This window comes from Streptomyces sp. NPDC058812, assembly GCF_042744565.1.
Taxonomy (GTDB): Bacteria; Actinomycetota; Actinomycetes; order Streptomycetales; family Streptomycetaceae; genus Streptomyces; species Streptomyces thinghirensis.
In genome coordinates this window covers 60,885-84,605 of sequence record NZ_JBHYOB010000004.1, presented here as the reverse complement: position 1 = coordinate 84,605, position 23,721 = coordinate 60,885, and the positions used below count along the sequence as shown (strand labels likewise).

15 protein-coding genes are annotated in these 23,721 nt (G+C 73.3%); 10 read left to right on the top strand and 5 right to left on the bottom strand.

What is annotated here, in order from left to right:
• Positions 1-359: 359 nt before the first annotated feature.
• On the top strand, positions 360-2,840 hold the full coding sequence (pcrA, locus tag ACFW48_RS09880) for a DNA helicase PcrA (RefSeq protein ID WP_386312292.1): 2,481 nt from the start codon (positions 360-362) through the stop codon (positions 2,838-2,840).
• Positions 2,841-2,932: 92 nt separating this feature from the next.
• Here pcrA and ACFW48_RS09875 read toward each other — a convergent pair whose 3' ends face one another.
• Both ACFW48_RS09875 and ACFW48_RS09870 read right to left on the bottom strand, forming a co-directional pair.
• Positions 2,933-4,567, bottom strand: coding sequence for a M23 family metallopeptidase (locus ACFW48_RS09875; RefSeq protein ID WP_386312289.1), 1,635 nt, complete (start codon positions 4,565-4,567; stop codon positions 2,933-2,935).
• 231 nt (positions 4,568-4,798) lie between these two features.
• Positions 4,799-5,752, bottom strand: coding sequence for an esterase/lipase family protein (locus tag ACFW48_RS09870; RefSeq protein WP_386312286.1), 954 nt, complete (start codon positions 5,750-5,752; stop codon positions 4,799-4,801).
• A 518-nt stretch (positions 5,753-6,270) separates the two neighbouring features.
• Between ACFW48_RS09870 and ACFW48_RS09865 the strand changes: the two genes are divergently transcribed.
• A complete protein-coding gene (locus ACFW48_RS09865; RefSeq protein ID WP_003974171.1) occupies positions 6,271-6,687 on the top strand; it encodes a cobalamin B12-binding domain-containing protein in 417 nt (138 codons plus the stop codon).
• Between the two features lie 404 nt (positions 6,688-7,091).
• Here ACFW48_RS09865 and ACFW48_RS09860 read toward each other — a convergent pair whose 3' ends face one another.
• Both ACFW48_RS09860 and ACFW48_RS09855 read right to left on the bottom strand, forming a co-directional pair.
• On the bottom strand, positions 7,092-8,714 hold the full coding sequence (locus ACFW48_RS09860) for a DUF5691 domain-containing protein (protein WP_386312281.1): 1,623 nt from the start codon (positions 8,712-8,714) through the stop codon (positions 7,092-7,094).
• Between the two features lie 45 nt (positions 8,715-8,759).
• A complete protein-coding gene (locus ACFW48_RS09855; RefSeq protein WP_386312280.1) occupies positions 8,760-10,115 on the bottom strand; it encodes an SWIM zinc finger family protein in 1,356 nt (451 codons plus the stop codon).
• Between the two features lie 131 nt (positions 10,116-10,246).
• Between ACFW48_RS09855 and ACFW48_RS09850 the strand changes: the two genes are divergently transcribed.
• From ACFW48_RS09850 to sucD, 7 genes are all read left to right on the top strand, one after another.
• Complete coding sequence (locus ACFW48_RS09850) at positions 10,247-11,431, top strand: AAA family ATPase (RefSeq protein WP_386312278.1); 1,185 nt, start codon at positions 10,247-10,249, stop codon at positions 11,429-11,431.
• Between the two features lie 102 nt (positions 11,432-11,533).
• The gene (locus ACFW48_RS09845) at positions 11,534-14,224 is read left to right on the top strand and encodes a DUF5682 family protein (protein ID WP_386312276.1); all 2,691 of its coding nucleotides are present in this window, start codon (positions 11,534-11,536) and stop codon (positions 14,222-14,224) included.
• Positions 14,221-15,390 carry a VWA domain-containing protein gene (locus ACFW48_RS09840; RefSeq protein WP_386312274.1) on the top strand — a complete coding sequence of 390 codons (1,170 nt, stop codon included), beginning with the start codon at positions 14,221-14,223 and terminating at the stop codon, positions 15,388-15,390. Before ACFW48_RS09845 ends, ACFW48_RS09840 begins: the two co-directional genes overlap by 4 nt.
• A gap of 170 nt (positions 15,391-15,560) precedes the next feature.
• Entirely contained in the window at positions 15,561-16,664 is a 1,104-nt protein-coding gene (locus ACFW48_RS09835; protein ID WP_386312271.1) for a hypothetical protein, read from the top strand.
• A gap of 161 nt (positions 16,665-16,825) precedes the next feature.
• A complete protein-coding gene (locus tag ACFW48_RS09830; protein WP_386312269.1) occupies positions 16,826-17,938 on the top strand; it encodes a hypothetical protein in 1,113 nt (370 codons plus the stop codon).
• Positions 17,939-18,445: 507 nt separating this feature from the next.
• Positions 18,446-19,627, top strand: a complete 1,182-nt coding sequence (gene sucC / locus ACFW48_RS09825) for an ADP-forming succinate--CoA ligase subunit beta (RefSeq protein WP_386312266.1) — start codon at positions 18,446-18,448, stop codon at positions 19,625-19,627.
• A gap of 28 nt (positions 19,628-19,655) precedes the next feature.
• Entirely contained in the window at positions 19,656-20,540 is an 885-nt protein-coding gene (sucD, locus tag ACFW48_RS09820) for a succinate--CoA ligase subunit alpha (RefSeq protein WP_003974163.1), read from the top strand.
• An 87-nt stretch (positions 20,541-20,627) separates the two neighbouring features.
• Here the strand turns inward: sucD and ACFW48_RS09815 are convergent, their stop codons facing one another.
• On the bottom strand, positions 20,628-21,938 hold the full coding sequence (locus ACFW48_RS09815; protein WP_386312263.1) for a helix-turn-helix domain-containing protein: 1,311 nt from the start codon (positions 21,936-21,938) through the stop codon (positions 20,628-20,630).
• A 96-nt stretch (positions 21,939-22,034) separates the two neighbouring features.
• Between ACFW48_RS09815 and ACFW48_RS09810 the strand changes: the two genes are divergently transcribed.
• Positions 22,035-23,624 carry a DUF6350 family protein gene (locus tag ACFW48_RS09810; RefSeq protein ID WP_386312260.1) on the top strand — a complete coding sequence of 530 codons (1,590 nt, stop codon included), beginning with the start codon at positions 22,035-22,037 and terminating at the stop codon, positions 23,622-23,624.
• Positions 23,625-23,721: the final 97 nt, after the last annotated feature.

Sequence of the window (23,721 nt, the reverse complement as noted above, 5' to 3'; positions counted from 1 at the left end):
TTGCCCTACGGCGGATCCGCCCCGTGGAGGGCGGTGCGGCCGATTCACCCCAAGGTTCTCGGTCGGGTCCCCGGCTCCGGGCGCCGTGCGGGCACGCCGGACTCGGCGGAGGCCGCGCGGCCCGGCGAGGTTCGCCGGAGGGGGTCGTGCGGCCTGCCCGCACCGTAGCCAACTCGTGAGGCGGCTGTGAAGGTTGGTGGGTGATATGCCCGATACATTTTCGTGACCTTCGACGTGCGGACCCTCTTCGGTCACTCTTCGTGGCCCGTCCTGTCGCAGGGCGTGCCGGTCGGCGGGTTGCCGGCCATTTTCCGGGGTGGCGGCGGGTTGTCGGTGGGGCGCCCTAGACTCGGAGAGCGATGAGCAGCCTCTTTGACGACAGCTTCCTGGCGAGCCTCCAGACCCCCCGGGGTCACGAGGAGGAACCTCCGCCGCCGCCCGAGGACGATCACGGACCGGAGCCGGTCCCGCACGATCTGTTCGCCGGGAAGTTCGACGCGCCGCCGGAGCGGGACGCCCACTACCGGGACGGCGCCCCGCGCCCCGCCCTGGACGCGGCCGCGCTCCTGGAGGGGCTGAACGAGAACCAGCGCGCCGCCGTCGTCCACTCCGGCTCCCCGCTGCTCATCGTGGCCGGCGCCGGCTCGGGCAAGACCCGCGTGCTCACCCACCGCATCGCCCACCTGCTGGCCGAGCGGAGCGTCCACCCCGGCCAGATCCTCGCGATCACCTTCACCAACAAGGCCGCGGGCGAGATGAAGGAGCGCGTGGAGCAGCTCGTCGGCCCGCGCGCCAACGCGATGTGGGTGATGACCTTCCACAGCGCGTGCGTCCGCATCCTGCGCCGCGAGTCGAAGAAGCTCGGGTTCACCTCGTCCTTCTCGATCTACGACGCGGCCGACTCCAAGCGGCTCATGGCGCTGGTCTGCCGCGACCTGGACCTGGACCCCAAGCGCTTCCCGCCCAAGTCCTTCAGCGCCAAGATCAGCAACCTGAAGAACGAGCTGATCGACGAGGAGGACTTCGCCGCCCAGGCGGCCGACGGTTTCGAGAAGACCGTCGCGCAGGCGTACGCCCTCTACCAGTCGCGGCTGCGCGAGGCCAACGCCCTCGACTTCGACGACCTGATCATGACGACGGTCAACCTGCTCCGCGCCTTCCCGGACGTCGCCGAGCACTACCGCCGCCGCTTCCGGCACGTCCTGGTCGACGAGTACCAGGACACCAACCACGCCCAGTACTCCCTGGTCCGCGAGCTGGTCGGCACCATCGAGCACGCCGTCGACGTGCCGCCCGAGGCCGAGGTCCCGCCCGCCGAGCTGTGCGTGGTGGGCGACGCCGACCAGTCGATCTACGCCTTCCGCGGCGCCACCATCCGCAACATCCTCCAGTTCGAGGAGGACTACCCGGACGCGACGACGATCCTCCTGGAGCAGAACTACCGCTCCACCCAGACGATCCTCACCGCCGCCAACGCGGTCATCGAGCGCAATGAGTCCCGCCGCCCCAAGAACCTGTGGACCAACCAGGGCGCCGGCTCGCAGATCACCGGGTACGTCGCCGACACCGAGCACGACGAGGCCCAGTTCGTCGCCGACGAGATAGACCGCCTCACCGACGCGGGCGAGGCGAAGGCCGGCGACGTCGCCGTCTTCTACCGCACCAACGCGCAGTCCCGTGTCTTCGAAGAGGTCTTCATCCGCGTCGGCCTGCCCTACAAGGTCGTCGGCGGCGTCCGCTTCTACGAGCGCAAGGAGGTCCGGGACGTCCTGGCCTACCTGCGGGTGCTGGCCAACCCCGAGGACTCGGTGCCGCTGCGCCGCATCCTCAACGTCCCCAAGCGCGGCATCGGCGACCGCGCCGAGGCCATGATCGACGCCCTCTCCCAGCGCGAGAAGATCAGCTTCCCGCAGGCCCTCAAGCGGGTCGACGAGGCGTACGGCATGGCCGCGCGCTCCGCCAACGCCGTCAAGCGGTTCAACACGCTCATGGAGGACCTCCGTACGATCGTCGAGTCCGGCGCCGGACCGGCGACCGTCCTTGAGGCGATCCTCGAACGCACCGGCTACCTCGCCGAGTTGCAGGCCTCCACCGACCCGCAGGACGAGACCCGCATCGAGAACCTCCAGGAACTCGCGGCGGTCGCCCTGGAATTCGAGCAGGAGCGGGCCGAGGGCGAGGAGACCGGAACGCTGGCCGACTTCCTGGAGAAGGTCGCGCTGGTCGCCGACTCCGACCAGATCCCGGACGAGGAGGACGGCGACGGCGTCGTCACCCTGATGACCCTGCACACCGCCAAGGGGCTGGAGTTCCCGGTCGTCTTCCTCACCGGCATGGAGGATGGCGTCTTCCCGCACATGCGTGCCCTCGGCCAGGCCAAGGAGCTGGAGGAGGAGCGGCGGCTGGCGTACGTCGGCATCACGCGCGCACGCGAGCGGCTGTACCTGACCCGGTCGACGCTGCGCAGCGCCTGGGGGCAGCCGTCGTACAACCCGCCCTCGCGCTTCCTCGAGGAGATCCCGGCGCCCCACCTGGAGTGGAAGCGGACCGGGGCGAACGGACCCGCGCCCTCCGCACCGGTCTCGGGCGTGGCGGCCTCGCTGTCGTCGTCCCGTTCCCGCTCCTCGGCGTCGGGCGCGTCCGGCTTCGCCACGCGCCGGTCCGCCGAGCAGCCGACGGTCGCGCTGTCGGTCGGTGACCGCGTCACGCACGACCAGTTCGGGCTCGGGACGGTGGTCGGGGTCAAGGGCACCGGGTCGAACGCCGAGGCGACGATCGACTTCGGGGACACCAAGCCGAAGCGGCTGCTGCTGCGGTACGCGCCGGTGGAAAAGCTCTGACGTGCGGGCGGCGTGGGTGGTGCGGGTGCTTTGGCCGCCCCCACGCCGGCCGGGGTTCGATCCCGGGTCCGGCCTGCTGAGACGTTACGGCGTCACGACGGGTTGAGGCCGTGGCTGCGCAGCCACGAGAGCGGGTCGATCGCCGAGCCGCCCGCGGGACGCACCTCGAAGTGCAGGTGCGGTCCGGTCGAGTTGCCCGAATTGCCGGAGAACGCGATCGCGTCGCCGGCCTTCACCGTCGTACCGGAGGGGACCTGGTAGCTGGAGAGGTGGCAGTACCACGTCTCCGTGCCGTCCTTCGCGGTCACGATCATCATGTTCCCGTACGCGCTGTTGTACTGCGTGCGGACCGTGCCGTCGGTCGCGGCCATCACCGTCGTGCCGTACGACACGGGGAAGTCGATGCCGCTGTGCACGGACATCCAGTTGATGCCGGCCTGGCCGTAGTACGCGCTGAGGCCGTGCTGGGCCACCGGGAGCGCGAACTTGGGGCGCAGCCTCTCCTTGCGCGCCGCCTCCTCCGCCGCCCGCCTCTTCTCGGCGGCCTGCTGGGCCTTGAGGTCGATGCGTTCCTGCGTCCGGCTGGCCCGGTCGGCGAAGTCGTCGGCTCCGGCGGCGAGGCTCGTGAGCTGGGTGTCCAGCTTGTTGTTGGCGGTGGACGGCTTCACCGGCGCGGCTTCCGCGCCGCCGCCCGCGTCCGCCGCGGAGGCCGTGGTCTCCGTGCCGTCGTCGCCGGTCAGGCCCCCGACGGAGGCGGCGGCGATACCGGCGACGCTCATCACGCAGGCCGACGGTACGGCGATGGTCATCAGTGCCGAGCGCTTGGCGGGCTGGCGGCGGCGGGAACGCGACCCGCCGCGGGGGGCGGTGCGTGCGGCCGGGACCCGGGCGGCCAGGGTGGCCTCTTCCTGGCCGTCCAGGAGAACGGCCACGGTGGGGAGTTCGCCGGTGGCGGCCGATCCGTCGTCGTGCGGGCCGGGTTCATCGGCGGCGGGTGACGCGTCCGGCGCGGTGTTCTCCGGTGTCTGTGGCGTCTCCGGTGCCTGCGGGGCCTGCGGTGTCTGCGCCGTGGTGCCGTCCGAGTTCCACTGCGTGGCGTCGTAGGCGCCGGTGTCGAACGTGCCGGTCGCGAAGGTGCCGGTCCCGTAGGTACCGGTCCCGTATGTGCCGGTTTCCGAGCCGTCGGTCGCGAAGGTGCCGGTTTCGAAGGTCTGCGTGCCCCAGTCCCACTGCTGGGTCCCGTCGGCCGGATCGCCCGACTGGTCCGGCTGGGCCCAGGCGCCGGTGTCCCATTGACCGGTGGCCTCGACGCTCGTGGCCTGCGGCGGCACGGAGGCGGGCTGCTGGACGTCGGCCGTCCACGTGGTCGTGTCGTAGGCGCCGGTGTCGTAGGCGGCGTGGTGCTGGGCCGCGTACGCGTCGTAGTTCAGGGACTGCCCGCTGCCGGTGGACCACTGGGTGGCGTCGTAGGAACCCGTGGTGTCGTACGAGCCCGTGGCGTCGTAGCCGCCGGTGTCCTGCCCCGGGAGGCTGCCGAAGAGAGGGTCGGCGTCGAAGGTCGCCGTGGCGGTGGCGCCGGTGGAAAAACCGGTGGTGTCGTAGCCGCCGTACGTGGTGAGGTCGCCGTACTGGGCCTCCCCTGTGCCGTACGACGCGTACTGCGCCGGATCGGCGTCGGAAGCCGAGGCCGGGGTGGTCATGGTCCCCGACGGGTGACGGTCGTTCACCAACTTCTCTTTCGCCTCGACAACAGGGGCTGCCAGAGCAGTGCGGCGACTGTACCCGGCGGTATACGGGCACGACAATCTTCGTCAGGTTTCACGCGCGAAGGAAACGGGCAATCGGCCGTGTTTTGGGGGACGGCGGGCGCGACTTTGGCTTTGTGTTCGAGATTTGTTCGATGCTGAACGGGTTGTGTCGGCCGAGTTCCGCGCCCTTCGCGCAGTCTTCGGGGCGTCTCAGGCGACCGTCAGGCCGCCGTCCCGCTTGCCGGTCTCCGTGTCCGCCGCCGGCGCGTCGGTGTCGAGCGCCTGGCGAATTCCGGTGGCCACGGCGGGGTGCACGGGCAGCGCGAGGTGACCGATGCCGCTCACCCGTACGTTCTGCACGGTCAGGTCGGGGTGGTCGAGGCAGGCCGTCTCCAGCGGGTCCATCACGCGGTCCAGGTCGCTCCAGAAGCTGACGAACTGCGTACGGCAGCCGGGCGAGGGGCGGGTCAGCTCCTCCAGTACCGCCGAGCCGGGCCGCATCTGGCGCACGATCGGGTGCGCGTTCGCCAGCGGGACAACCCGGGTGCCGGTGTGTGGGGTGCCGAGCGTCACGAGTGTCCGGACGCGGAGGTCTCCGGCGAGGCGCTGCACGTAATAGCGCGCGATCAGCCCGCCGAGGCTGTGTCCCACGATGTCGACCCGCTCGCTGCCCGTCCGCTCACAGATCTCTTCCACGTGCCGGCCGAGCAACTCGGCCGCGGTGCGGATGTCGCAGGTCAGTGGGGAGTAGTTCAGCGACTCGATCTGGTGTCTGCCGTGCTGGGCCAGGCTGCGGCGCAGGAGGAGGAAGACCGAGCGGTTGTCGATGAAGCCGTGCAGCAGGACGACCGGGGGGCTGGTGCGGGCCGGGAGACGGGGAGCGGGAGGGGAGGGCTGCGGGTCCTGGGACTCCGTCGTCGGGAGGGTGCACACCGGGCGGCGCTCCTGGATGATCCCCGAGGGGTAGAGGAGAAGGTGCCCGGCGAGGATCGCGGCCTCCAGGGCGCTTGCCTTCAGGAGGGTCAGGGAAAGCCCGGTCAGCCGACCCGGGAGGGCTGCCAGCTCCGGTAGTCCCGGTATTCCCAGTCCGGGTAGTCGCGGTAGTCCTGGCAGGAGACGCTGACAGAGCGGGAGAAGGGGCAGTGCTGCCGTGGTGACCTTCATGGGCCGACCTCCTGTCGGCACGCGCAGGGACGCCTCTGTCCCCCGTGTGCCCTCGTGGAGAGCCGTGACACCAGTGATTGGTGATGTTTGCGAGGTTTGCCCGTATGGGCGTGCCGATGTGCCGCGTCAGCGCTCTGTGAGCCCTGTGAGCCCTGTGGTGTCGGTGATGCGGCGACGAGGCCCGCTGCTGCCCTGCCCTGCCCTCGCTGCGGCTCTCCGTGCGCGTGTTGCCGCCGCGCCCCGGAACTGCTCGCGGCGAACGTGTCCCACCGTGTGATTTCCCCCTCTGTATCCACCGTGAAACTGCCGGTTGCGGGATGCTGGCGATAACGTTCGTTCACTTCCCCGGACGATGTGGTGCGGGGCGTCTGTGCCGCGGAGGCGTGCACTTTGCGCAAGCAGTGCGCGATCCGTGCGTTGATGGTCGCCTTGTGTGCGCCGTGCTGCTGTGTACGGCGTCGGCGAAGTGTGCGGTACTTGTCGGTACGGATGGATGTAGTCGCTTCATGGAGGCAGTGATGGGTGTGGCAGCCGGTCCGATCCGCGTGGTGGTGGCCAAGCCGGGGCTCGACGGCCACGATCGCGGGGCCAAGGTGATCGCGCGGGCGCTGCGCGACGCCGGTATGGAGGTCATCTACACCGGGCTCCATCAGACACCCGAGCAGATCGTGGACACCGCGATCCAGGAGGACGCCGACGCGATCGGGCTGTCCATCCTCTCCGGTGCGCACAACACGCTCTTCGCCGCCGTGATCGAGTTGCTCAGGGAGCGGGACGCGGCGGACATCCTGGTCTTCGGCGGCGGGATCATCCCCGAGGCGGACATCGCCCCGCTGAAGGAGAAGGGCGTCGCGGAGATCTTCACGCCCGGCGCGACGACGGCGTCGATCGTGGACTGGGTACGGGCGAACGTGCGGGAACCCGCGGGGGCGTAGCCACCCGATCCGCGGCGACGCGGGCCAGCTGGCCCACGGCGGCGCGGGCCACCTGGTCTCCGGCGGCGGGCCACCGGGTCTCCGGCGGCGGGCCACCTGGTCTCCGGCCGGTGCGGGACGCGCACCACGGCCGGTGCCGAGAGTCGGCTGTCCATGGGTGCCGACAGTCCATGGGTGCCGACAGCTCACGGGTGCCGGCACGACACGGCCGGCGCCGAGCGTCCACAGGCGGTGCCCGGCAGCCCATGGGCGGGTGCCGACACCGCACGGCTGGCGCCAACAGCCCACGGCCGGTGCCGGCAGCCCCAGGGCGGTGCTGGGCCGCGGGTGGCACGGGTGGCACGGGTGGCACCCCTGGGCGCCGCACGCTGCGGCCCGCCCTCGGCCTCAACGCCGCGCACCTCCTAACCCGCCCCCATTTCCTCGGCCATCGCGGCACGCAACCGCAATGTCCTCACGAGCCGCTGGAACGCCTCCGCCCAGTACCCCCCGGCCCCCGGCGACGCGTCCTCCGGTTCGTCCGGTATCGCCAGCAGGCCGTCGAGGCGGCCCTCCTCCGAGGGGTCGAGGCAGCGTTCGGCCAGCCCCATGACGCCGCTGAAACTCCATGGGTAGCTTCCGGCGTCACGGGCGATGTTGAGCGCGTCGACCACCGCCCGTCCGAGCGGCGGGGCCCACGGCACCCCGCACATCCCGAGCAGCTGGAACGCTTCGGACAGACCGTGCGTCGCTATGAACCCGGCGACCCACTCGGCCCGTTCTCCGGCGTCGAGGGTGCCGAGCAGTTTGGCCCGCTCGGCCAGGGACACCGCGCCCGGGCCCCCTGCCTCGGGTGCCGTGGGTGCGCCCAGCAGCGCCCTCGCCCACGCGCCGTTCCGCTGCCGTACCGCGGCCCGGCACCAGGCGGCGTGCAGGTCGCTGCGCCAGTCGTCCGTCACCGGCAGGGCGGCGATCTCCTCGGGGGTGCGTCCACCGAGCCGTGCCGACCAGGTCCCGAGCGGGGCCGCCTCCACCAACTGGCCGAACCACCACGACCGTTCCCCCCGCCCCGAGGGCGGCTTGGCCACGACGCCGTCCCGCTCCATGCCCGCGTCGCACTCGTGGGGCGCCTCGATGGCGATCGCCGGCGGGTACAGCGCGCGGTCGAGGGACACGCACGTCACGGCTCGCGCCGCCATCCGCGTGGCGAGCGCCGAATCCGGCAGCGCTGACAGCAACTCCGCGGCCGTCGCCCGTACGTTGCGGCTGCGGTCGGCCAGGGCCTGCTCCAGGAACGGCTCGTCCGCGCCCTCCAGCCCCGTCCGCAGCGAGTCGAGGAACATCAGCCGGTCCTCGGCCCGCTCGGTGGCCCAGGTCGAGGCCAGCAGCTCGCGCGCGGCGGCGGGATCGCGGGCGCGCAGGGAAGTCAGCAGGGCGACCCGCTCGGCGAACAGGCCCTCCTCCCAGAGCCGACGCACCCGCTCCGTGGCCTCCGGGCCGGGCAGCGCGGTGCCTCCGCCCGGCGTCGCGCGCAGGGCGAACCGCCAGTCCGGATTCAGCCGGGCCAGCCACAGGGCGCGGGGCCCCGCGAACGTCAGCGCCGCCGGACGCAGGTCCGTACGCCCCCGTGCCGCGTCCAGCAGAGCCGGGACCGCCTGGGGCGGTGCCGCGAAACCGCGGGCGTTCGCCGTCGCCAGCCACTGGGGCAGCAGCTCCATCAGGTCGGGCGCGGTGCCTCTGCGGCCGCCGCCCGCCGTCCCGGGGCGATCGGTGAGCAGCATCGTGAGCCGGCGGGCGGCCGCGGCCGGCAACGGTGGGCGGGGATCCTCGGGAGCCGGTTCGGGGCGGCGGGCCGCGCGGGCCGGGCACAGTCCGGCGCGCCGCCGAACGGTCTCCGCCGCCGCCGCGTCCAGCAGCGCCGCCGGTGCGTGCGGGCCGGGCTCGCAGCCCGGGGGAGTGCGCCGGTCCGTGCCGAGCAGCGCCGAGGTGACGAGTTCCTCCCAGACGCCCGGCACGGGCGCGTCCGCGGGAGCGGGCGTCCTGGTCATGCGGTTCCCTTCCGCTCGCATTCCGTTTCCGTTACGTGGGACGGGTCAGCACAGCGGCACCGCCGGGCCCGGTCCGGCCGGCCATGCCGTCAGCGGAGTGAAGCCCCGGTGGCCGCACTCGCCGAAGACCTTGACGGGCGCGCCGCCCGACAGGGCGACCAGACGCCACAGGCCCGGACGGTTTCCGGCCGCCGGGGCGAGCGGCAGCGCCGTGTCCCCGTCGGCGTCCGCCAGTTGCCAGTGGTCGCCGTCCGGTACCGGGACGACCTGATCCAGGGTCACCGGCACCGACTCCAGCCACGGGTCGTCGCGGAGGGCCTCGCCGTAACGAACGGCCGCCCGGGACGTCGTCAGCCCTTTCGGGCGTAGCTCCGTGGGGGTGGGCGGCGCGAACTGTCTGCCCAGGGCGGCTCGCTGCTGTCCGGCGCCCGGATACGCCGACACCGCCGCATCGAGGGCCAGCCCCACCGGCAGCGCCGGTTCCGGGGCCCGGCCCGCGGCGCCGTAGGAGAGGAGCAGCACGGCGCGTTCCGTCTGCGCGCCGTACAGCCAGATGCGACGGGTCGTCAGCCGCGTGTCCGCGGTGTCGTACTGGGCGAGGACCAGCCAGCGGTCCCGCACCGCAGGGCCGTCCGCGGACACCGACAGGCCGACGCGTGCACGGACCGTCGCCGCCAGGCCGTCCGGCAACTGCTCACGACGTAGCCAGCCCTGGTCGAGAAGATGGAGAAGGGCGCACTCCTCCAGCAGGCGGACCGGCCATCCGGAGCCGGAGGACGGTATGGTGCCCAGCTCCCGCGCACGCGAGGCCAGCCCCGACGCCTGGGCGTCGACCATGCGGGCGGCCGTCTCCTCCCACAGCTCATGGCCCGTCTGCTCCGCGCCGGCCAGGCCGCCGCGCAGCAGGTCCGTCAGCCGCTGCTCCAGCTCCGTCGCGCCCGCGGTGATCCGCCCGGCCCGCTGCTCCGCCCGGCGCCGCGCCGCCTCCGGATCGGCGGTCCCGGCCGCGGATCCGGACGATTCCGCCGTCCTCTTCTCCTCCGCGCGCTCGCGCCGTCCGGCGATCCACCGCTCCGCCCAGTCGGGAGCCGTCGCTCCCGGCACCACACCGTCGCCGCCCGCCCAGAGCAGCAGCAGCCCGAGCGCGTGCTTGCACGGGAACTTGCGGCTCGGGCAACCGCACTTGTACGCGGGCCCGGACATGTCCGAGATGTCGACGACCGTTTGATACGGCTCGCTGCCGCTGCCCTCGCACAGCCCCCACACCGCCCCCTCCTCGGAACTCCCCACCTCGGACCACGGCCCTGCCGCGCCGAGCTTGCCGCCCGCCCTGCGTGACGCGGCGTCAGGCGCCAGTGCCAGCACCTGGTCCGCGGTCCAGCGCACCCCCTGCTGAGTCATGCCATCGAAGGTAGGTCCCACCACTGACAATCGACCGATCGAGAGCGTTTTTGCAGGTCAGATCGATTGTCAGTGGCGTGGTGCACCGTGGATGACAGATCGAACCGGCCGAGCTGGAGGGGGAATCAGCCATGCCTGTGTCCGTGGAACCGACGCCCGCGGGACCGGCGCCCGTGGAACCGCCGTTCGTGGCACCGCCGTCCGTCGACCCGGGCCGGAGCGGGCCCGCGCCCGGGGCGGAGGCGTTGCGGCCGCACGCCGAGCACGCCTTCGCGGCCGAACTCGCCGCGCTGGCCGCGCAGGACGACCGCCCGCGTCCGGCCCGCTGGCGGCTGTCGCCGTGGGCCGTCGCCACCTACCTGCTCGGCGGCACCCTGCCCGACGGCACGGTGATCACCCCGAAGTACGTGGGCCCGCGCCGCATCGTCGAGGTCGCCGTCACCACGCTCGCCACCGACCGCGCCCTGCTCCTGCTCGGCGTGCCCGGCACCGCGAAGACCTGGGTGTCGGAACACCTCGCGGCGGCCGTCAGCGGCGACTCGACCCTGCTGGTGCAGGGCACGGCCGGCACACCCGAGGAGGCGATCCGCTACGGCTGGAACTACGCGCAGCTCCTCGCCCACGGCCCCAGCCGCGGCGCGCTCGTGCCCAGCCCGGTCATGCGGGCCATGGCGGACGGCATGACCGCCCGTGTGGAGGAACTGAGCCGTATCCCGGCCGACGTGCAGGACACGCTCATCACGATCCTGTCGGAGAAGACCCTGCCGATACCGGAGCTGGGCCAGGAGGTGCAGGCGGTCCGCGGATTCAACCTGATCGCCACCGCCAACGACCGCGACCGCGGGGTCAACGAGCTGTCCAGCGCCCTGCGCCGCCGCTTCAACACCGTGGTGCTGCCGCTGCCGGAGACCGCCGAGGCGGAGGTCGAGATCGTCTCCCGCCGCGTCGACGAGATCGGCCGCTCCCTCGACCTGCCGTCTTCACCCGACGGCATCGACGAGATCCGCCGTGTCGTCACCGTCTTCCGCGAGCTGCGCGACGGACTGACGAGCGACGGGCGTACGAAGGTGAAGTCGCCCAGCGGCACGCTGTCGACGGCCGAAGCCATCTCCGTTGTCACAGGCGGCCTCGCGCTGGCCGCCCACTTCGGCGACGGGGTGCTGCGGTCCGGCGACGTCGCCGCGGGCATCCTCGGCGCCGTCGTCCGCGACCCGGCCGCCGACCGCGTCATCTGGCAGGAGTACCTGGAGACGGTCGTCCGCGAGCGCGACGGCTGGAAGGACTTCTACCGGGCCTGCCGGGAGGTGAGCGCGTGAACGGCATGCGAGGGCGGACGCCGCTCCGGACGGGAGCCCCCGTGGCCGGCGCGACGGGGGACGACGGGGACTCGTCCTGGACCCGTAGGCGAGGGGGACGGTGTGACGGGCACTGACAGGGCCGGGAGCGGTGGGTCCGGCACGCCGGGTGGGGCCGCTGGCTCCGGTGGTGGGCCGCTGCTGCTGGGCGTACGCCACCACGGTCCGGGGTCGGCACGCGCGGTCCGCGCCGCGCTGGAGGCGGCCCGGCCGGGGGTCGTGCTGATCGAGGGGCCGCCGGAGGCCGACGCCCTGATCCCGCTGGCCGCCGACGAGGACATGCGGCCGCCGGTCGCACTCCTCGCCCACGCCGTGGACGAGCCCGGCCGCTCGGCCTTCTGGCCGCTGGCCGAGTTCTCCCCGGAGTGGGTGGCCGTCCGCTGGGCCCTGGAGCACGATGTCCCGGCCCGCTTCATCGACCTCCCGGCCACGCACACGCTGGCGTGGCAGGCAGCGGAGTGCGCCGGGGACGAGGGCAAAGAGGACGAGGGGAGAGACGGGGAGGAGCCGGAGCCCGGGGAGGGGGAGCCAGGCTTCGGCGAGGGGGGCGAGCCCGGGTCCGACTTCCCCGGCGTCCGGGCAGATCCGCTCGCAGCGCTCGCCGAGGCCGCCGGCCACGACGACCCCGAACGCTGGTGGGAGGACGTCGTCGAGCACCGGGGCACGGGAGACGGGGACGCGCTCGCACCGTTCACGGCGCTGGAGGAGGCCATGGGGGCGCTGCGGGAGACGGGGGAGGGCGGCGGGCGCGACCGGGACCTCGTGCGGGAAGCGTACATGCGGCTCCAGGTACGGGCGGCACGGCGCGAGTTCGCCCAGGGCGTCGCCGTGGTCTGCGGGGCCTGGCACGTGCCCGCGCTCCGCCGCAAGGCCACCGTCGCCGCCGACCGGGCGCTGCTGAAGGGGCTGCCCAGGACCAAGGTGGACATGACCTGGGTGCCCTGGACACACCGCCGGCTGTCCCGGGCCAGTGGGTACGGGGCGGGTATCGAGTCGCCGGGCTGGTACGGGCACCTGTTCGGCGCGGCGGACCGGCCCGTCGAGCGGTGGCTGACCAAGGTGGCCGGGCTGCTGCGGGAGGAGGACCGGATCGTCTCCTCGGCACACGTCATCGAGGCGGTGCGGCTGGCCGAGACCCTCGCGGTGATGCGCGGCCGTCCGCTGCCCGGGCTGAGCGAGACGACGGACGCCGTGCGCGCGGTGATGTGCGAGGGCTCGGACGTGCCGCTGGCGCTGGTGCACGACCGGTTGGTCGTGGGAGACGTGCTGGGGGAGGTGCCCGCCGGAGCGCCGGCGGTGCCGTTGCAGCGGGACCTCGCCCGGACCCAGCGGCGGCTGCGGCTCAAACCGGAGGCGCTGGAGCGGGAGCTGGAGCTCGACCTGCGCAAGGAGACCGACGCGGGGCGCAGCAGACTGCTGCACCGGCTGCGGCTGCTCGGCGTCGGGTGGGGTGAGCCGGCCGCCTCGCGGGGCAGCACGGGTACGTTCCGGGAGACGTGGCGGCTGCGGTGGGAGCCGGAGCTGTCGGTGCGGGTCGCCGAGGCCGGGGTGTGGGGCACCACCGTGCTCGCCGCCGCGACCGCCAGAGCCGAGGCGGACGCCGTCACCGCGCGGGGCCTCGCCGAGGTCACCGCGCTCGCCGAACGCTGCCTGCTGGCCGAACTGCCGGACGCGCTCCCCCCGGTGATGCGGATACTCGCCGACCGCGCGGCGCTCGACACGGACGTCGGCCACCTCGCCCAGGCCCTGCCGGCCCTGGTCCGTTCCCTGCGGTACGGCGATGTGCGCGGCACCGACACCGGGGCACTGGCCGAGGTCGCCGCGGGCCTCGCCGAGCGGGTCTTCGTCGGCCTGCCCCCGGCCTGCGCCGCGCTGGATGCCGACGCGGCCGAGGAGATGCGCCGGCACGTGGACGCCGTGCACGGTGCGGTGGGCCTTCTCGGCGACGCCCCCGCCCCGGGCCACGGCGATCTCCGGTCCCGTTGGCAGGCCGTGCTGCGCACCCTCTCCGCGCGGGACACCGTGCCCGGCGTCGTCCGGGGGCGCGCCGTACGGCTCCTGCTGGACGGCGGAGAGCTGGCGCCGGACGAGGCGGCGCGGCTCATGGGCCTGGTGCTGTCCCCGGGGACAGCACCGGCGGACGCGGCGGCCTGGATCGAGGGTTTCGTGGGAGGCGGCTCAGGCGGCGGCATGCTGCTCCTCCACGACGAGCGGCTGCTGGCGCTGGTCGACGCCTGGCTGACCGGCGTACCGGCGGAGGCGTTCACGGACGTGCTGCCGCTGCTGCGGCGCACCTTCTCGGCCTACGAGCCGGGAGTACGCCGCAGCCTCGGCGAGCTGGTCCGGCGTGGACCGGAGTGGCGGGGGAGTGTGACGACGGCCGGTTCCGGCATACCCGGCTTCGCGGCCGGGCTGGACACCGGACGCGCCGACGCCGTGCTGCCGGTGGTCCGGCTGCTGCTGGGCCTGGACGCATCGGGAGGGGCAGGCGCGGCGGACGCACCGGGAGCGGCAGACACGGCAGGCGCGGCGGGCGCGGCGGGCGCATCGGGCGCGGCAGACACGGCGGGAGCACCGGGGACGGCGGGTGCAGCGGGCACGGCGGGAGCACCGGGCACGGCGGGAGCACCGGGCACGGCGGGTGCAGCGGGCACGGCGGACGGGGTGGGAGCGGGCAACCGCACTGCCGGGGCCAGCGCCGGCGGCCGGCGGTCGGGTGCCGACGACAACGACCTCGTGGGGGTGGACGCATGACGACCGAGCCGGTGGACGCCGACACGGCACAGGAACGGCTGCGGCGATGGCGGCTCGTGCTGGGCGGTGACCCGGCCGACGGCACCGGCCGCACCCTCGCCGGACAGGACGCCGCGATGGACGCAGCGCTCACCGCGCTCTACGGAAAGGGGGACAGGCCACGGGCGGGGCGGGACCGTTCGGCGGGGCTCGGGGCCTCCGCGCCGGCCGTGGCTCGCTGGCTGGGGGACATCCGGACCTACTTCCCCTCCTCCGTCGTGCAGGTCATGCAGCGCGACGCGATCGACCGGCTCGGTCTCGCCGCGCTCCTGCTGGAGCCGGAGATGCTCGAGGCCGTGGAGGCCGACGTGCACCTCGTGGGCACGCTGCTGTCCCTCAACAAGGCCATGCCGGAGACGACGAGGGAAACGGCGCGGGCGGTCGTGCGCAAGGTCGTCGAGGACCTGGAGAAGCGGCTGGCCACCCGCACCCGAGCCACCCTCACCGGCGCCCTCGACCGCAGCGCCCGCATCAGCCGGCCGCGCCACCACGACATCGACTGGAACCGCACGATCGCGGCCAACCTCAAGCACTACCTGCCCGAGTACCGGACGATCGTGCCGGAGCGGCTCATCGGTTACGGGCGGGCGTCCCGGTCCGTGAAGAAGGAGGTCGTCCTCTGCGTCGACCAGTCGGGGTCGATGGCGGCGTCCGTGGTGTACGCGTCCGTGTTCGGCGCGGTGCTGGCGTCCATGCGGTCGATCGACACGCGGCTCGTCGTCTTCGACACGGCGGTCGTCGACCTCACCGACCAGCTCGACGACCCGGTCGACGTGCTCTTCGGCACGCAACTCGGCGGCGGTACGGACATCAACCGCGCGCTGGCGTACTGCCAGTCGCAGATCACCCGGCCCACGGAGACGGTGGTCGTGCTGATCAGCGACCTGTACGAGGGAGGCATACGGGACGAGATGCTCAAGCGAGTCGCGGCGATGAAGGCGGCGGGGGTGCAGTTCGTGACGCTGCTGGCACTGTCCGACGAGGGGGCGCCCGCGTACGACCGGGAGCACGCGGCGGCGCTCGCCGCACTGGACGCGCCGGCCTTCGCCTGCACGCCGGATCTCTTCCCGGAGGTGATGGCGGCGGCGATCGAAAAGCGTCCCCTGCCGATACCGGATGCCGGGTGACGATTTGTCGATCCGAGGTGGCCCGATTCCTGCCGGTAAACCGGACATGACTACCCAACGGTAGGAGCGGGCTTGCGCGACCTCCGGAGTCACGTGCGAGGATCGCGCGTCGTGTCGATGCGATGTTCGACGCGCGATCCGTTCCACCGCACGGGAGGAATCTCCCCCTCTTGATCTGGTCAGCAGTCCTGCCCGGTGCCGCTCTGCGCGTGATGCGCACGGTGGCCGGGCGGCGTGCGCTGCACGTGGCGCTGCTGGTGGGCGGGATGGTCGTGCTCGGGATCCTCTGCGGAGAGCGGGCGCAGGCGGCCGAGGGAACGCCGTCCGCGCGGGACGCGGTCGGACAGGTCGTCGACGTACCCACGGAGCGCCCGCGGGAAGCAGGGGAATCAACCGTCCCGCAGGACTCCCGGACCGGCCAGGGTTCTCTGACCGGCCAGAGCGCCAAGACCGGCCAGGCAACTGGGACCGGCCAGGCAACTGGGACCGGCCAGGCAACTGGGACCGGCCAGAGCACCAGGACCGCCCACCTCGGGGCCACCCAGGGCCTCGGGGCCGCCCAGCGCTCTGGCGTCGTGCTTTCGGAGCTTCGTCCGGTGGCCGAGGACGTCGTCCGGTCCGTGGAGGCGCGGGTCGTGCGGCCGGTCGGTGACGCGGTGGAGACGGTGGCCGACGGGCTCGGGGTGGTCGCGCAGACGGAGGTGCCGCCGTTGGAGGCGTTGCGACGGCTTCCTTCCCCGCCCTCCCCGCCCTCGCCGCCCTCGCCCTCGCTGCCCACGCCCTCGCGGCCTTCGCTGCCGGCGGTGCCCTCGCTGCCGGGCCCGTCCGACATGGCCGACGTTCCCGGTCGGTTGATGCCGGTCGGCACGGACACGCGGCCCGGGCCCTCGATCACCGTGCCGGACACCCCCGACGCCCCCGACACCGACGCCACCGACGCCCGGGCCTCCGACGGTGCCGGAGTCGCGCCACACGTCGCGTACGGTCCGGAGCCCGTCGTCGGCGGGTCGCCCGCCGCGGCGCACGCCGACACCCACCGCGGCATGCCCGCGCCCACCGAGCACGCCCCCGCCCACCAGGCACCCACCGGCGATCCCGACGGCACGCTGGGCACCGGAGCCGGTGCCGACCACGGCACGTCGCGCCACGGTGACGCGCACGCGGTCACCCCGCATCACCGGATCCCGTTCCGACTCGTGCCCGGCGCCTTCGCGCGTGCCGAGGCCGCCGAGACCCGGGACCGGTACCGGGACATTCCCGTCTCTCCCGCCTAGAGCAGGGCCTTCCCCCGCCGCAGACCCGCCGCGCGGGGGCGGAGAGGTCTGCCCACCGTCCGGACGCTTCTCACTCTTCCGGGCGGGTGCCGCCGGCGCCGCATCACCCGGCCCGGCTTTCGGAAATGTCCCCAAGCTCTTCGAAGGACCCTGACGTACCCATGAACAAGAACATCCGCCGTTCCATAGTCATCGCCGCCGGCGTCACCGGTGCCTGGGCGCTGGGCTCCTCCGTGGCGAGTGCCGACGAGTTGCCGACCGCCTCCGTGTCCGTTCCGGACGCCGCGACCGACAACGTGACGGACGTCGTGACGGACACCACCGCCAAGACCGACGACGACGCCACCGCCGCCGCCGATGTCACCTCCGACGTCACGTCTGACGTCACCTCCGACGTCACCTCCGACCGCGACCAGCTCGCCCCCGTCACCGACGACGTCGACTACCTCTTCGGCCCCCTCTCCGCCTTCGCGCCGGAGCTGGACCAGCCCCAGCCCCAGGCCCAGGCCCAGGCCCAGGCCCAGGCCCAGGCCCAGGCCCAGGCCCAAGCCCTGACCCAGACACGAACCCACGCCCAGCACCAGGCGCAGACCGCCGCCCACGAGACGGTCGACGCCGTCGCGCCACCGGTCGCCGACCGGGCCGTGACCGGTGCCGTGCCGGTCGCCGAGGCTGTCGTCGAGGACGTGCGGACGTACGCCACCGGGCTGGTCGGCCAGGCCACCGGTGACACCAGGGACGCCGTACTGCCGCCGGTCGCGAACACCGCCGTGGACGGTGTCGTGCCCGTCGCCGGGCAGGCCGTCCGGGACGCGGGCGGACTGGCGAACGGCGTCGTGGGCGACGTGCGGCCCTTCGCGGGCGGCGTCGTCGGGACCGTACCGCCGCTGGCGCAGGGCGTGACCGGGCAGGTGGGGCCGTTCGCCGAGGGCGTCACCGGTGCCGTGCGGCCGGTCGTCGACGCCGTCGCCGAGACGGTCCAGCCGGTCGTCGACGCCGTCGCCGAGACGGTCCAGCCGGTCGTCGAGGGCGTCGGCGGCAGCGCCACGACGCTGACGTACGGCGTCACCGGTGAGGTGGCGCCCTTCGCGCACGGCGTCGCCGGACAGGCCGCGCCCTTCGCGCAGGACCTGACCGGAACCGTCCAGCACACCCCGCTGGCCGGCAACGCCGTCACCGGTGTGGGGGACGTCACCCGGTCGGTGACCCCCGCCTACGCACCGGACCTCCGGGACAGCGCCTACGGCGCGCTCGGCAACCCGTACGGCGTCTGATACCCGCTCACCTGGACATCAGGTGAACCACGGGCTTCGCGGAGCGCGCGGCCCCGGACGGTCCGGCCGAAAGCCGTCGGCCTCCGTCCGGCCGTAGCCCCGCGGATCGGGCCGGCCGGTCCCCATTGGGGTGGGGGCCGGCCGCCCCGCACCCCGGGGTCCGCAGTGCTGCGGACCCCGGGGCGTTCCACGGGCCTCACCGGGTCGACCCCAGCCCGGTGAGGCCCCTCCGCCGGTTCGCGGAGTCATCCGCCCCGCGCCCTGCCGAGCCCTCACACCCGGCACCCCGTGCCAGTGAGCGCGGCATCATGTGACAGGCATCACCGCTCAGGTGTGACCCACGATTTAGAGACCCTCCGCAAGCGGCGATAACCTGCGAGACGGACATGCCGCGCGCTCGGACACCGTGTGCGCCCCCCTTGTGACTCACAGCGGACGTCACGTTGCCCTTCGCGGCACGCCCACGCATCCAACGAACCGCGAGATCACTGATAGGGACGGAAGCGCGTGGACCTGTTCGAGTACCAGGCGAGGGACCTCTTCGCCAAGCACGATGTACCGGTGCTGGCCGGTGAAGTCATCGACACGCCTGAGGCGGCGCGCGAGATCACCGAGCGTCTGGGCGGCAAGTCCGTCGTCAAGGCGCAGGTGAAGGTCGGTGGTCGCGGCAAGGCCGGTGGCGTGAAGCTGGCCGCCTCCGCGGACGAGGCCGTCGCACGGGCGACGGACATCCTCGGCATGGACATCAAGGGCCACACGGTCCACAAGGTGATGCTGGCCGAGACCGCCCCGGAGATCGTCGAGGAGTACTACGTCTCCTTCCTCCTCGACCGTGCCAACCGCACCTTCCTCTCCATCGCCTCCGTCGAGGGCGGCGTGGAGATCGAGGAGGTGGCGGCCACCCGTCCGGAGGCCGTCGCCAAGACCCCGATCGACGCGATCGACGGCGTCACGCCCGAGAAGGCGCGCGAGATCGCGGAGGCCGCGAAGTTCCCGGCCGAGGTCGCCGACAAGGTCGCCGACATCCTGGTCAAGCTGTGGGACACCTTCATCAAGGAGGACGCCCTCCTGGTCGAGGTCAACCCGCTGGCCAAGGTCGTCTCCGGCGACGTCATCGCCCTCGACGGCAAGGTGTCGCTGGACGACAACGCCGAGTTCCGCCACCCGGACTTCGAGGAGCTCCACGACAAGGCCGCCGCCAACCCGCTCGAGGCGGCTGCCAAGGAGAAGAACCTCAACTACGTCAAGCTCGACGGCGAGGTCGGCATCATCGGCAACGGCGCGGGTCTCGTCATGAGCACCCTGGACGTCGTCGCCTACGCCGGTGAGAAGCACGGCAACGTCAAGCCCGCCAACTTCCTGGACATCGGTGGCGGCGCCTCCGCCCAGGTCATGGCGAACGGCCTGGAGATCATCCTCGGCGACCCGGACGTCCGCTCCGTGTTCGTCAACGTCTTCGGCGGCATCACCGCCTGCGACGAGGTCGCCAACGGCATCGTCCAGGCGCTGAAGCTCCTGGAGGACCGCGGCGAGAAGGTCGAGAAGCCGCTCGTCGTCCGCCTCGACGGCAACAACGCCGAGCTGGGCCGCAAGATCCTCACCGACGCCAACCACCCGCTGGTCCAGCGCGTCGACACCATGGACGGCGCGGCCGACAAGGCCGCCGAGCTGGCCCACGCCGCCAAGTAAGCACTCAGGACGAGGACACCAACACACCATGGCTATCTGGCTCAACAAGGACAGCAAGGTCATCGTCCAGGGCATGACCGGTGCCACCGGCATGAAGCACACCAAGCTCATGCTCGGTGACGGCACCGAGGTCGTGGGCGGCGTGAACCCGCGCAAGGCGGGCACCTCCGTGGACTTCGACGGCAACGAGGTACCGGTCTTCGGCACCGTCAAGGAGGCCATCGAGAAGACCGGCGCCAACGTCTCCGTCATCTTCGTGCCGGAGAAGTTCACCAAGGACGCCGTCGTCGAGGCCATCGACGCCGAGATCCCGCTGGCCGTCGTGATCACCGAGGGCATCGCCGTGCACGACTCGGCCGCCTTCTGGTCGTACGCCGGCAAGAAGGGCAACAAGACCCGCATCATCGGCCCGAACTGCCCCGGCATCATCACCCCGGGCCAGTCCAACGTCGGCATCATCCCGGGCGACATCACCAAGCCGGGCCGCATCGGCCTGGTCTCGAAGTCCGGCACGCTGACGTACCAGATGATGTACGAGCTGCGTGACATCGGCTTCTCGACCGCCGTCGGCATCGGTGGCGACCCGATCATCGGCACGACGCACATCGACGCGCTCGCCGCGTTCGAGGCCGACCCCGAGACGGACCTGATCGTCATGATCGGCGAGATCGGCGGCGACGCCGAGGAGCGTGCGGCGGAGTACATCTCGAAGAACGTGACCAAGCCGGTCGTCGGCTACGTCGCGGGCTTCACCGCGCCCGAGGGCAAGACCATGGGCCACGCCGGTGCCATCGTCTCCGGTTCGTCCGGCACCGCCCAGGCGAAGAAGGAGGCCCTGGAGGCCGCGGGCGTCAAGGTCGGCAAGACGCCGACCGAGACGGCGAAGCTGGCCCGCGCCATCCTGGCCGGCTGACAAGGCCCCACCGGCTTCCCAGCCGATTCCGTACGCCGAGTGGCCCGCCCCTGATCACGGGGGCGGGCCACTCGGCGTACGGGCACGTCACTCGATCCGGGGCGTGAGCCGCTCCGGTCCGTCCTGCAACTGGTCCCGCAGCTTCTGCCGCAGCTCCAGCTCCTCGTCCGACAGCGCCCCCGGCGCCACCTTGGGCGGCACCCCACGCACCGTCTCCCCCGGGGACACGGGTGGCTCGTAGTGCGTGGGCGCGGTGCGCAGGGTCAGGGCCGTGGTGCCGATGAGGGCGACAGTGAAGGCGATCGCGGCCCGGGTCAGGAACCGTGCCCGGCGTTCGCTGCCCATCCGCACCGTCGGCGGCCTGGCGGTCCGCAGCCGCTCGGCCGACGCCAGTTCGGCCAGTCGCCGGTGCAGTACCTGCGGGTCGGCCAGCTCGGGCAGCCGGTCGGCGACGGCCTCGCGGGCGTGCAGCAGCCGGTTCGCCGCCGCCGGGGTGCTCGCCTCCGTCTCCGCGGCCGTCTCGGGCAGGCCCAGGCCCACACCGTCGTACAGCAGGAGCGTGCGGCGGTGCGGCGGGGGGAGTCTGAGGAAGGTGTTCAGCAGGGTGCGGTCGCCGGGGTCGGCGGGCGGCGGCTCCGGATGCCGGTGGCGCAGGCGGAACCGCTGCCAGGGCGAGAGCGCGTACTCGTACGCCGCCGCCCGCACCCAGCCCACCGGGTCGCGGTCGCGGGCCACCTCGGGCCAGTGCTCCCAGGCGACTTGGAAGGCCCGCTCCACCGACTCGCGCGCCAGCTCACGGCGGCCGGTCAGCAGGAAGGTCTGCCGTACGAGGGCGGGGGCGCTGAACTCGTACAGCGCGTCGAAGGCCTGAGCGGGCGTCAAGGCGACCGGCTCGGGCGTTGGCCCGGGTCGCGGTTCCGGTCCTGACTCCTGTTCAGCCTCATCACCCGGACCCGGACCCGGACCCGGACCCGGACCCGGTTCCGGACCCGGACCCGGACCCGGTTCCGGTTTCGGGCCCGGGTCCGACCGCCGCTCGTCCAGTGGCTTCGCGGGGAGTACGAGGCTGTCGGCGGCCTCCTCGGAGGCGTCCGCCGATCCGGCGCCGACGGCCACGACGACGGGTACCGGGGCCGCTTCAGGGGTCGGTTCCGGCGCCGCGGTGGGCCCCGGCTTCGCCCGCCGCGCCGTCGCCTCCTCGGCCAGGGTGTTCAGCAGCTTCGCGTACGCCTCCCGTTTCCGGCCGCGCGGGGTCGTGCGGCCGCTCTCCCACGCACGTACCGTCTCGCGGGTGACACCCACCCGCGCCGCGAGCTGAGCCTGCGTCAAGGCGGCGGCCTCACGCAGGCGTCGGCGTGCCTTGGGAGGAGGCAGCGGGGATGCAGGGCTCCGCGTCACAGGGCGCCCCTTCGTACGAAAAAGTACATAAACATATATTGAGCGACACAGCGGAGCTTCGCCTGTTACGCCGGTAAAGCGCGTGTCGTTGGGAGCATGGCGGGCGTGATCCAGACGACCGCTCGCCGAGCCCCGTTGTCCCTGCTGCGCACCCGCTGGCGCGACCGGTCGCCCGGGCTGGCCGCCGGCCTCCTGGGCGGCGTGGTCGCGGCGGGACTGGGGCTGGCGTCGTGTGCCGCGCTCGTGACGCTGCTGTGGATCAGCTCGCCGTACCCCGACAGCGGGCCCGACGGCGCACTGCACGTCGCCGCCGCCCTGTGGGTGCTCGCGCACGGGGCCGAACTGGTCCGTGCCGACACGCTCTCCGGCGCCCCCGCGCCCGTCGGCGTCACCCCGTTGCTGCTCCTCCTCCTGCCGGTGTGGCTGCTGCACCGGGCGGCCCGGGACGCCACGGACCCCGGGGACGGCGTGGGTGTGGCCGTGGGCGCGGGTGCGAAGGCGGGGGTCGGTGTGCGTCTGGGCGGGGGCGGGATCCTCCCGGACGCCGGACCACCGCCCGTCTCCGCGCGCAACGCCTGGGCGGGGGTCGTCCTCGGCTACCTCGCCATCGCCACGCCCGTCGTGCTGTACGCGGCGGGCGGTGCGCTGCGGCCCTCCTGGTGGTGGGCGGCGGTGTGCCTGCCGCTGGTCACCATGGGCGCGGCGGGCGCGGGCGTGTGGACGGCGTTCGGCCGTCCGGGCGGGCCGGTGGGACGGGCGCTGCGTGTGCTGCCCCGGAACCTGCGGGAGCTGATGGTGGAACCGGACGCGCGCCTGGGCGCCGCGCCGCGCGCCGCGGGCGCCGGTGCGGCGGTGCTCGTCGGCGGCGGGGCGCTGCTGCTCGCGGTGTCGCTGGTGTGGCACGGAGCCGCCGCGCGGGAGGCGTTCCTTCAGCTGACCGAGGGGTGGTCGGGGCGGTTCGCCGTGCTGCTGCTCTGTCTGGCACTGGTGCCGAACGCGGCGGTGTGGGCGGCGGCGTATGCCCTCGGACCCGGATTCGCGCTCGGTACCGGCCATGTCGTGGACCCCTTCGCTTCCGCCCCGGCACCGCTGCTGCCGCCGTTCCCGCTGCTGACGGCGGTGCCGGACGCGGGTCCGGGCACGCCGCTGCACTGGACGGCCGGGGCGGTGCCGCTGGTGGCGGGGGCGGTGGTGGGGTGGTTCACGGCGCGGGCGGCGACGGGGGCGGACCCGGGCGCTCATGAGGCCGCCGGGGCTGAGGATGCTGGGGCGTGGTCGTGGCGGCGGACCGTCGCCGCCTCGGTACTGGCCGCCGTGCTGTGCGCGGTCCTCGTCGCCCTGCTGGCCGCGCTGGCGGGCGGGCCGCTCGGGGATGGTGCCCTCGCCCGGTTCGGGCCGGTGTGGTGGCAGGCCGGAGGCGCGACGCTGGCGTGGGTCGGGGTGGTGGCGCTGCCGGTGGCGGTGCTGGTCAGGGCGTGGCGGGGCCGGGGCGCTGCCGTTTCGGCGCAGGTGGTGGAGGGCGGGGATGTGGCTGATTCCGGTGGCGGGCGCCGGTGGGGGTGGGTTGCGTTGCCCTCGGCGGGGCGGTGGTGGGGGCGGGGGGATGGCGCCGGCGCCGGTGGCGATGCGCCGTACGATCTGCTGCCGGTCGACTCCCCTGGGGAGGGGCCGCCGCGGGTGCCTTGAGTGGCGCCGGCGCGGCGTCGCTGCAGGGCTTCCTCGCCCCCGCCGCCCCTACCCTTCCCGTCCCCGGGGGCTGCCGCCCCCAAGCCCCGCTTCGGCC